The sequence below is a fragment of the Bradyrhizobium sp. DOA1 genome (genome assembly GCF_001593325.1).
GTDB lineage: Bacteria > Pseudomonadota > Alphaproteobacteria > Rhizobiales > Xanthobacteraceae > Bradyrhizobium.
Genome location: NZ_JXJM01000001.1, coordinates 2,669,259 through 2,678,709, shown reverse-complemented (window position 1 = coordinate 2,678,709; position 9,451 = coordinate 2,669,259). Strand labels below are relative to the sequence as shown.

Genomic DNA, 9,451 nt, shown 5'->3' with positions numbered 1-9,451 from the left:
GAAGTCGATGCCTTCCTCCTCGTCGCCCTGATAATCGTCATCGTCGGTGTCGGTGACGCCCTTGATGGGCGCCTCGTCCTCGGGCTCCATCAAGCTCGCGCCGATGGCGTCCTCGATGGCGCCGAAGGAGACCGCGGCCGCGCTGTCGGCGAGGCCCTGCACCGATTTGACGCCGTGCTCCTTCAGGATCCGCTGCACGCCGCGGATGGTATAGCCCTCGCCGTACAGGAGGCGGCGGATGCCCTTGAGCAGGTCGACATCGTCGGGACGATAGTAGCGGCGGCCACCGCTGCGCTTCATCGGCTTGATCTGGGCGAAGCGGGTCTCCCAGAACCGCAGCACGTGCTGCGGAATGTCGAGCTCCTGCGCTACTTCGCTGATGGTTCGGAACGCATCCGGCGCCTTGTCCAAATGCCAGTCCTTTTCGAAAGGCGGTTACGCCTCGGGTTGAGCCTTGCTGGCATCGCCATTGGTGCGGTGCTGAGTGTTGATCCGCTGCTTCAGGATCGCCGACGGCTTGAACACCATGACGCGCCGCGGCGAGATCGGCACCTCGGTGCCGGTCTTCGGGTTGCGGCCGATGCGCTGGCCCTTCTTGCGCACCATGAAGGAGCCGAACGAGGACAATTTCACCGTCTCGCCCTTCTCAAGGCAGTCGGTGATCTCCTTCAGCACGAGTTCCACGAAGGCGGACGATTCTGTGCGCGACAGGCCCACCTTCTGGTAGACGGCTTCGCAGAGATCAACACGCGTTACGGTTTTGCTTTGATCGGTCATCGCCCTGCCCCACATCACGGCGAACAATTGTTGTCTGAAATTAGGAGGTTACGATACGGCGGTCAACAGCGCTCATCAATGCGACGCATCGATAATCGGCGCTGATTCGGCCAAAATTTTATGGACTGTTGCTACCAGCGCACGAGCGCGGAGCCCCAGGTGAAGCCGCCGCCCATGGCTTCCAGCAGCACCAGGTCGCCTTTCTTGATGCGGCCGTCCTTGCGCGCCACCGAGAGCGCCAAGGGGATCGAGGCCGCCGAGGTGTTGCCGTGCCGGTCCACCGTCAGCACCACCTTCTCGGGCGCGATGTGCAGCTTGTGGGCGGAAGCGTCGATGATTCGCTTGTTGGCCTGGTGCGGCACGAACCAGTCGATGCTGTCGGCATTCAGCCCCGTCGCCTGGAAGGCATCGACGATCACGTCGGTGATCATGCCGACGGCGTGCTTGAAGACCTCGCGGCCCTCCATGCGCAGATGACCGACGGTCTGGGTCGAGGACGGCCCGCCGTCGACGAACAGCTTGGCCTTGTGGCGGCCGTCGGAGCGCAAATGTGTTGTGACGATGCCGCGGTCGGTCGCCGCATTGCCCAGCTGCTCCTGCGCCTCCAGCACCACCGCGCCGGCGCCGTCGCCGAACAGCACGCAGGTGCCACGGTCGTTCCAGTCGAGGATGCGCGAGAAGGTCTCGGCGCCAATCACCAGGGCGCGCTTGTAGGCGCCGGTGCGCAGGAAATTGTCGGCGGTGGCGAGCGCGAACACGAAGCCCGAGCACACTGCCTGGAGGTCGAAGGCCGCGCCATGGTTGATGCCGAGCCCGTGCTGCACGGCGACGGCGGTCGCTGGGAACGTGTTGTCCGGGGTCGAGGTCGCCAGCACGATCAGCTCGATCGATTGCGCATCCACGCCGGCGTCCGTGAGCGCAGCCTGCGCCGCCTTGATCGCGAGGTGCGAGGTGCACTCGCCTTCGGCGGCGACATGCCGCTCGCGGATGCCGGTGCGCTGCACGATCCACTCGTCGGAGGTGTCGATCCGCGCCGCCAATTGGGCGTTGGTCACCACCTGCTCCGGCAGATAAGAGCCGCAGCCGAGTACGACCGAACGAATTTTCGTCACGAAACAGCCTCCTGCGCGGCCTGCACCGAACTGAGTGCACCACCCTCGCGGTTGAGCATCTGATTGATCTTGTTCAGGAGATCGTAGTGAGCCATCTCATAGCCAACATCGATCGCATAGGCAAAGCCTTCGGCGTTGGTTCCGCCGTGGCTCTTGACCACAACCCCGTTCAGTCCCAGCAGCACGCCGCCATTGGACTTGTTGGGGTCCATCTTGTCGCGCAGGGCCTGGAAGGCGCTGCGGGCGAAGAGATAGCCGAGCTTGGACAGCCAGCTCCGCTGCATCTCGTTCCGAAGTAATTCCGCCATCTGCCGTGCGGTTCCTTCGGCAGCCTTCAGCGCGATGTTGCCGCTGAAGCCTTCGGTGACGATGACGTCGGCCAGCCCCTTGCCGATTCCGTCGCCCTCGACGAAGCCGATATAGTCGAGCTCCGGCAGGTTCCGCGCACGCAGGATCTCGCTGGCCTCGCGGATCTCCTCATGGCCCTTGATCTCCTCGGCCCCGATGTTGAGGAGCCCGACCGTGGGCCGCGTCTTGTTGAACAGCACGCTCGCCTTGGCCGCGCCCATGACCGCCATCGAGACCAGATGGTGGGCATCGCCCCCGAGCGTGGCGCCGAGGTCGAGCACCACGGATTCGCCGCGCCGGGTCGGCCAGATCGCGGAGATGGCCGGGCGATCGATGCCCGGCAGCGTGCGCAAATGGAAGCGGGCCATCGCCATCAGCGCGCCGGTATTGCCGGCCGAGATCGCGACATCCGCCTCGCCTTTCTTCACCGCATCGATCGCAAGCCACATCGAGGAGGTCTTGCGGCCGCGCCGCAGAGCCTGGCTCGGCTTGTCCTCCATGCTGACGGCGACATCGGTATGAATGATCCGGGAGACTGCTTTCAGCTTCGGGTGCTTGTCGAGCTCGGGCTCGATCCTTGCGCGGTCGCCGACCAGCAGGAACTCGCTGTCGCGATGCCGGCCAAGCGAGATAGCCGCGCCGGGGATGACCACGGCGGGACCGACATCGCCCCCCATGGCGTCCAGCGCGATGCGAACCTTGCTTGGCATGAAAGTCCTGGAAACCTGGTCTGGTGCGGTCTTGAATCAGCGGGGCCGCACAATGGGCTCGCCATGGACATGGCGACCGGCCAAGCGCCACGCCGCACCCGAACCGGGGCGCGACAATAGCGTTTTGTACCCCCGAAACAACCTCTTGCCCCCAGCCTTTTGCATTCCGAGCGATCCGGGAACGGACCGATGAACTGGCGAGAAATACATCGAAATCAATCGGATATAGGCGCCCTTCAAACCTTCACGGTAGACAGCTCATGTCCCGCCCCAAGCGACCCGGCCGGATATGCCCAGCCTATTTGCCCTTCTTCCCGTCCTGAAGCGCCTTCAGCGCTGCGAACGGATGGTCCTCCGGATCGGGGGCGGTGACCTCCGACTCGAACACAGCCCCCTCCTTGCGTGGATAGGGATCAATCGCCAGGAACAGCGCATCGGTGGCGAGGCGGCCGAGGTCGATGATGCCATTGACAATCGCCTCCGGAGGATCGGCGACCTCCGGCGGCTCTTCGTTGTCCTGCCCCTCCTCGATCAGGTCGGCGAGCCGGCGCGCCTCGGCTTCGGGGGCGAACATCAGGTCCACCTCCTCCTCGATCTCGCTCTCGATCGGATCGAGCGTGACGACGCAGGTCTGGCCGACACGGCCGCGAACCAATCCCGTGACCTGGACCCGGCCGCCGCTCTTTGGCACGACATCGAAGCTGGCATGGGCGGACAGGATCTCCCGCAGGCCCGCGAGCTCGGCCATGGCCTGCCGCTCGGCCACTGATGCCTCGAGCTCGCGATGCAGGCCGGTCTCGGGGACCTGCGCCACGATGATTGGCGCCCGCCAGGGATCGGGCACTGATCCGGTCGTCGGTCGGCTCATGGCGTGAGATCCTGTGCAAGCGCCGGGGGAAACTTGAAGGACGCGCGGAGTAGCGCCGCCTCGTCAGCCCGGCCGAGATCGGCTTCCGTGGCTCGCGCATAGGCCGCGAGCCTGTGAGCCTGATCCATGCCGGTCCCATTCAAGATATTCTTGCAGATCGCAGCCGCTAGAGCCCCGCTGCCTCCCTCCATGGCCTGGTCGTAGGCCTGGACGCGGCCATAGAAGGCCTCGCCAAACGCCCGCATCCGCTTCGGCACGGTCTGGTCGCCCACCCCCATTTCGCGCAGATTGTCGTCCATGTCTTCGCAGAAGCGATCGAACAGCGCCTGGGACAGCTCCGTGGCGCCTTGGACCGTGCGCAGGCGGCGCAGCAGCAGCCAGAGGTGCAGCAGCAACAGGTCGAAACGCCCGTTAACCGTATCCGGCACCCCCAAGTCCCGGTAAAATATGGGTTCTCGCGCCTGCGTCACGATCATGCCATAGATGGCCTCGATGGTGCCCGGGGCTAGCCGGGGTTTCCTGAAGTGATTGAACGGCCAAAGCATTGTGGTTTCCGCAAGCGGGCGCGCGCGAGTTGCATTCAGACGCCCAGCCCGGTACTTCAGCGCCTCGCGCGACGCAAGGGGACGGAATCAGTTCCGCAATGACGATAACGAACCACAGCAGCCAGCGCGCTGAGAAGCGGCGCGGCCTTCATGCACGCTGGCGCGGCTTGCGCACGCTCGCGGCTGCGACCCTGGTGGGCGCAGCGCTCGCGGGCTGCACCGGCGAGCAATTCCAGAAGGGCTACATCCTGCCGCCCGGCGCGCTGGAGCAGATTCCGATCGGCGCGAGCCAGGACCAGGTGCTGATCGTGATGGGCACGCCCTCCACCGTCGCAACCCTCGACGGCGAGGTGTTCTACTACATCTCGCAGCGCTCCGAGCGCCCGGTCGCCTTCATGAACCAGAAGGTGGTCGATCAGCGCGTCATCGCGATCTATTTCGACAAGAACCGGCGCGTGCGCCGGCTGGCGAATTACGGCCTGCAGGACGGCAAGATCTTCGACTTCATCAGCCGCACCACGGCGACGTCGGGTCAGGAGATGAGCTACCTCGCGCCGCTGTTCAAGCTGCTGAGCTTCAACTGAGTCGCGGGCGCTTTCGGGCGAAGCGGATGCCGCTTCGCCTGAACAAAACACGTCAAGACCAGCTCTAGAGTCGTTGTAATTCCATCGGAAGGTAAATGGCGCGAGCCTGCGGCGTCCTGCCGCTGTCCACGCCGCACTTGCCGCCATGCGCGACTTGCGGCCGCGTGCCGCGTTCCCTTACGCTCGCTGCAAGCAAGAAGCAGGGAGTGGATTCGTGCCCAAGAAACTTCAGAACATTTCGTTGTCCCGCCGTCGCGTGCTCACTGGAATTGCCGGCCTCTCGGCCGCAGCGATCCTGCCACGATCGAGCCTCGCCGATTGGAAGCCGACCGAGACCGTTCGTCTCATCGTACCGGCCGCCGCCGGCGGCTCGACCGACGTCATGGGCCGGCTGCTGGCTGCTCATTTGCAAACCGCCTGGGGTCAGTCGGCCGTCGTGGAGAACCGCTCGGGCGGCGGCGGCACGATTGGAACGGCCGAGGCCGTCCGCGCCAAGCCTGACGGTCAGACCATCCTGGTCGGCAATCCCGGGCCGAACGCGATCGCCTACAGCATCTTCAAGAACCTCTCCTACAAGCCGGACCAGCTTCAGCCGGTCTCCAATATGATCCGGATTCCGAACATCGTGTCGGCGCATCCGAAGACCGGCATCAAGTCGATTCCCGAATTGATCGCATACCTGAAGTCCAATCCGGACAAGCTCAGCTACGCCTCCTCCGGCGTCGGCCAGAGCCCTCACCTCACCGGCGCCTGGTTCCTTCAGCTCACCGGGCTGAAGATGACCCACATCCCGTTCCGCGGCGCCGGCCCTGCGCTCCAGGCTGCGCTTGCCGGCGACATCCAGATCCTGTTCGACAATCTCTATCCGAGCCTGCCGCAGGTGCAGAGCGGCACGCTCAACGGTCTCTGCGTCACCACGCCCGAGCGCAGCGATCTCGCGAAAGACCTGCCGACCATGCGCGAGAGCGCGCCGGAGCTGGCGAACTTCGACGTGTCGTCCTGGTTCTCCGTGTTCCTGCCGAAGGGGGTCTCGCCCGAGGTGCTGAATGCGCTCAATCTTCAGGTTAAGGCGATGCTGGAGCGCGACGACGTCAAGAAGCAGATCGCCGCCATGGGCGCCCGCGCCGATTACGGCACGCCGCAGCAATTCGCCGCCTTCGTGGACGCCGAGACGAAGAAGTTCGCTGGCATCATCCAGAAGGAAGGGCTGCAGATGGACGTGCAGTAGGCGCTCAAGAGGAGTTGGCACAAGGATAGCGCCCAACACACTGCTCTCATTCCCCGCGAAGGCGGGGAATCCAGTACGCCGCGTCCTATCAGTATCCCATCATCGCCTCTGGAATACTGGATCGCCCGCCTGCGCGGGCGATGACAGTGAGATTGACGCTGCGCTCGCGATGACGCGGTGAGAGTGTGCAATTCGTCAAACAAAAACCCCGCGGCTCGCGCCGCGGGGTTTGTCTTGCAGACCTCTCGCCGCTCAGTGCGCCAAAATCGCCAGCAGCAGCAGGGCCACGATGTTGGTGATCTTGATCATCGGGTTCACGGCGGGGCCGGCCGTGTCCTTGTAGGGATCTCCGACGGTATCGCCGGTCACTGCCGACTTGTGGGCATCACTGCCCTTGCCGCCGAAGTGACCGTCCTCGATGTACTTCTTGGCGTTGTCCCAGGCGCCGCCGCCCGAGGTCATGGAGATCGCGACGAACAGGCCCGTCACGATCACGCCGAGCAGCATTGCGCCGACGGCCGAGAACGCCGCCGACTTGCCGGCCGCGCCACCGCCCGCGATCGCGTAGATCACGAAATAGACCACGATCGGCGACAGCACCGGAAGCAGCGAGGGGATGATCATCTCCTTGATCGCCGCCCTCGTCAGCAGGTCGACCGCCTTGCCGTAATCGGGCTTGTCGGTGCCCTGCATGATGCCCGGCTTCTCGCGGAATTGGCGCCGCACCTCCTCGACGATCGCACCGGCGGCACGGCCGACGGCCGTCATGCCCATTGCGCCGAACAGGTACGGCAGCAGACCGCCGAACAACAGGCCCACCACGACGTAGGGGTTGTTGAGCGAGAAGTCCGGATTGACGCCGGCGAAGTAGGGATGCTGCGCGGAACCCGCAATGAAGAACTTGAGGTCCTCGTTGTAGGCCGCGAACAGCACCAGGGCGCCGAGACCGGCCGAGCCGATCGCGTAGCCCTTGGTGACCGCCTTGGTGGTGTTGCCGACCGCGTCGAGCGCGTCGGTCGACTTGCGCACCTCCTTCGGCAGCCCCGCCATCTCGGCAATGCCGCCGGCATTGTCAGTGACAGGGCCGAAGGCGTCGAGCGCGACGATCATGCCGGCCAGCGCCAGCATGGTGGCGGTCGCGATGGCGATGCCGAACAGTCCGGCGAGGCTGTAGGTGACCAGGATGCCGGCGATGATGACGATCGCAGGCAACGCGGTCGCTTCCATCGAGATGGCGAGGCCCTGGATCACGTTGGTGCCGTGGCCGGTGACCGAGGACTGGGCGATCGACTTCACCGGACGGTAGTCGGTGCCGGTGTAGTATTCGGTGATCCAGATGATCAGCGCGGTGACGACGAGACCAACCACGCCGCACTCGAACAGCGCCATGCCGGTGTAGTTGACACCGTCGAGCTTGCCGAAGCCGATCAGGTAGTGGATCACCAGCGCGATGCCGACCAGCGACAGCACGCCGGTCGCGATCAGGCCCTTGTAGAGCGCACCCATGATCGACTGGCTCGGCCCGAGCTTGACGAAGAAGGTACCGATGATCGATGTGATGATGCAGATGCCGCCGATGGCGAGCGGCAACGTCATCATGCTGGCGAGGATCGGCGTCTTGGCGAAGAAGATCGCCGCGAGCACCATGGTGGCGACCGCGGTCACCGCATAGGTCTCGAACAGGTCGGCGGCCATGCCGGCGCAGTCGCCGACATTGTCACCGACGTTATCGGCGATGGTCGCGGGATTGCGCGGATCGTCCTCGGGGATGCCGGCCTCGACCTTGCCGACGAGGTCGCCGCCGACGTCCGCACCCTTGGTGAAGATGCCGCCGCCGAGACGGGCGAAGATCGAGATCAGCGAGGCGCCGAAGCCGAGCGCCACGAGGGCGTCGACCACGACACGGCTGTCGGGCGCGAGCTTCAGGGAGTGGACGAGGAAGGCGAAATAGAGCGTCACACCGAGCAGCGCGAGTCCCGCCACCAGAAGACCGGTGATGGCGCCGGCCTTGAAGGCGAGCTCGAGGCCGCCAGCGAGCGAGGTCGTCGCGGCCTGGGCGGTGCGCACATTGGCGCGGACCGAGACGTTCATGCCGATGAAGCCAGCCGCCCCCGACAGGATGGCGCCGATGGCGAAACCGATCGCGACATAAAGTCCAAGGAAATAGGCAAGCAGCACGAAGATGACGATGCCGACGAGACCAATCGTGGTGTACTGGCGCCGCAGATAGGCCTGTGCGCCTTCGCGCACCGCCCCTGCGATCTCCTGCATGCGCGGCGACCCCGCGTCCGCACCCAACACCGAAGACGTCGCCCAGATCGCGTAGACGACGGAAAGCACTCCGCAGAGCACTATCAACCATAATGCTGTCATTTGATTATTGCCTCAGATCCTTGATGTACCCCCGGCGCCTTTTGTGGTCCGTCGTGCGGTGCGGCGCCTTGATTTTGAACAAGGCCGCCCCCTAGCCCGAAGGGAGCGGCCCTAGTCGGTCGCAAGCTTGCCAAAATCAAATTGAGGGTGCAACGCCGGATAAGGCCGAAACAGCCGATCCCGGCAGGTATTTGGGCTAGTCCTGAGAACCAAGCTGCCGGTTTGGAGCAATTCCTAGAAGTGGCTGTAGGAGAGCCGCGTCAAAGTCAGTTCCTGGCCCTGCCCGTCCAGGAAGCGCGGCGGCGCCCCGCCTTCGATGATCGTGCCGATGGCAGTCACAGCGAGGCCGGTCGCCCGCCCGGCGGCGATCAGTGCATCGCTTTGCGCCGGCGAAACGGTGCAGAGCACCTCGTAGTCGTCGCCACCAGCGAGCAGCGTCTCGACGCCGACGACCTTGCGTGCGATCAGGCCTGCCGCCGCAGCCGACAGCGGCACGCTCGCCACGGCGACCGTGGCCGAGACGCCGGAGGCTGCGCAAAGCTTGGTGAGATCGCCCGCGAGCCCGTCGGAGACGTCCATCGCGGCGCTGGCATGATCGCGCACGGCCTGCGCCAGAACGCTACGCGGCTGCGGCACGCGGTAGCGTGAGATCAGAAAATCCCGTGCAGCGGGATCGGAGGCAAGCGCCGTGGCCGCCCCGCCGCCGCTGAGCACGTCGAGGCCGAGCGCGGCATCGCCGATCGTCCCCGTCACCAGGATGCGGTCGCCCGGCCGTGCCCCGGTGCGGCCAACCATCCGCCCCCGCGGCACGCGGCCGAAGGCGGTGATCGAGATCATCTGCGGTCCCGGGGTCGACACCGTGTCGCCGCCGAGCAGCGCGCATCCGAAAGCCTTTGAATCTTCGCC

Annotated in this window: 10 protein-coding genes; 2 read left to right on the top strand and 8 right to left on the bottom strand. The window is 65.1% G+C overall.

Annotation, left to right across the window (positions count from 1 at the left end):
- The 6 genes from SE91_RS12730 to SE91_RS12705 all read right to left on the bottom strand — a co-directional run.
- The coding region (locus SE91_RS12730) for a MerR family transcriptional regulator (RefSeq protein ID WP_061847833.1) at positions 1–411 on the bottom strand (411 nt) is incomplete at its 3' end.
- Between the two features lie 24 nt (positions 412–435).
- On the bottom strand, positions 436–777 hold the full coding sequence (locus SE91_RS12725) for an integration host factor subunit alpha (RefSeq protein WP_197489460.1): 342 nt from the start codon (positions 775–777) through the stop codon (positions 436–438).
- 131 nt (positions 778–908) lie between these two features.
- Positions 909–1,889 carry a beta-ketoacyl-ACP synthase III gene (locus tag SE91_RS12720; RefSeq protein WP_061847832.1) on the bottom strand — a complete coding sequence of 327 codons (981 nt, stop codon included), beginning with the start codon at positions 1,887–1,889 and terminating at the stop codon, positions 909–911.
- Positions 1,886–2,947, bottom strand: a complete 1,062-nt coding sequence (plsX, locus tag SE91_RS12715) for a phosphate acyltransferase PlsX (protein WP_060736248.1) — start codon at positions 2,945–2,947, stop codon at positions 1,886–1,888. Before plsX ends, SE91_RS12720 begins: the two co-directional genes overlap by 4 nt.
- A gap of 298 nt (positions 2,948–3,245) precedes the next feature.
- Positions 3,246–3,815 (bottom strand): YceD family protein, encoded by a 570-nt coding sequence (locus tag SE91_RS12710; protein ID WP_061847831.1) that lies wholly within the window; start codon positions 3,813–3,815, stop codon positions 3,246–3,248.
- Complete coding sequence (locus tag SE91_RS12705) at positions 3,812–4,360, bottom strand: ubiquinol-cytochrome C chaperone family protein (protein WP_061847830.1); 549 nt, start codon at positions 4,358–4,360, stop codon at positions 3,812–3,814. The genes SE91_RS12710 and SE91_RS12705 overlap by 4 nt, the downstream gene beginning before the upstream one ends.
- Before the next feature lie 98 nt (positions 4,361–4,458).
- On the opposite strand from SE91_RS12705, the gene SE91_RS12700 reads away from it, so the two are divergent.
- Together SE91_RS12700 and SE91_RS12695 are read left to right on the top strand one after the other, a co-directional pair.
- Positions 4,459–4,944, top strand: a complete 486-nt coding sequence (locus SE91_RS12700) for an outer membrane protein assembly factor BamE (RefSeq protein WP_061847829.1) — start codon at positions 4,459–4,461, stop codon at positions 4,942–4,944.
- 214 nt (positions 4,945–5,158) lie between these two features.
- On the top strand, positions 5,159–6,172 hold the full coding sequence (locus SE91_RS12695) for a Bug family tripartite tricarboxylate transporter substrate binding protein (protein WP_061847828.1): 1,014 nt from the start codon (positions 5,159–5,161) through the stop codon (positions 6,170–6,172).
- Positions 6,173–6,424: 252 nt separating this feature from the next.
- Here SE91_RS12695 and SE91_RS12690 read toward each other — a convergent pair whose 3' ends face one another.
- Both SE91_RS12690 and SE91_RS12685 read right to left on the bottom strand, forming a co-directional pair.
- Positions 6,425–8,545 carry a sodium-translocating pyrophosphatase gene (locus SE91_RS12690; RefSeq protein ID WP_061847827.1) on the bottom strand — a complete coding sequence of 707 codons (2,121 nt, stop codon included), beginning with the start codon at positions 8,543–8,545 and terminating at the stop codon, positions 6,425–6,427.
- Between the two features lie 234 nt (positions 8,546–8,779).
- The coding region (locus tag SE91_RS12685) for a thiamine-phosphate kinase (RefSeq protein ID WP_061847826.1) at positions 8,780–9,451 on the bottom strand (672 nt) is incomplete at its 5' end.

Excerpts from the sequence above, each read along its gene's own strand:
- SE91_RS12725 (WP_197489460.1), bottom strand. The coding sequence starts at position 777 with ATGACCGATCAAAGCAAAACCGTAACGCGTGTTGATCTCTGCGAAGCC.
- plsX (WP_060736248.1), bottom strand. The coding sequence starts at position 2,947 with ATGCCAAGCAAGGTTCGCATCGCGCTGGACGCCATGGGGGGCGATGTC.
- SE91_RS12710 (WP_061847831.1), bottom strand. The coding sequence starts at position 3,815 with ATGAGCCGACCGACGACCGGATCAGTGCCCGATCCCTGGCGGGCGCCA.
- SE91_RS12705 (WP_061847830.1), bottom strand. The coding sequence starts at position 4,360 with ATGCTTTGGCCGTTCAATCACTTCAGGAAACCCCGGCTAGCCCCGGGC.
- SE91_RS12700 (WP_061847829.1), top strand. The coding sequence starts at position 4,459 with ATGACGATAACGAACCACAGCAGCCAGCGCGCTGAGAAGCGGCGCGGC.
- SE91_RS12690 (WP_061847827.1), bottom strand. The coding sequence starts at position 8,545 with ATGACAGCATTATGGTTGATAGTGCTCTGCGGAGTGCTTTCCGTCGTC.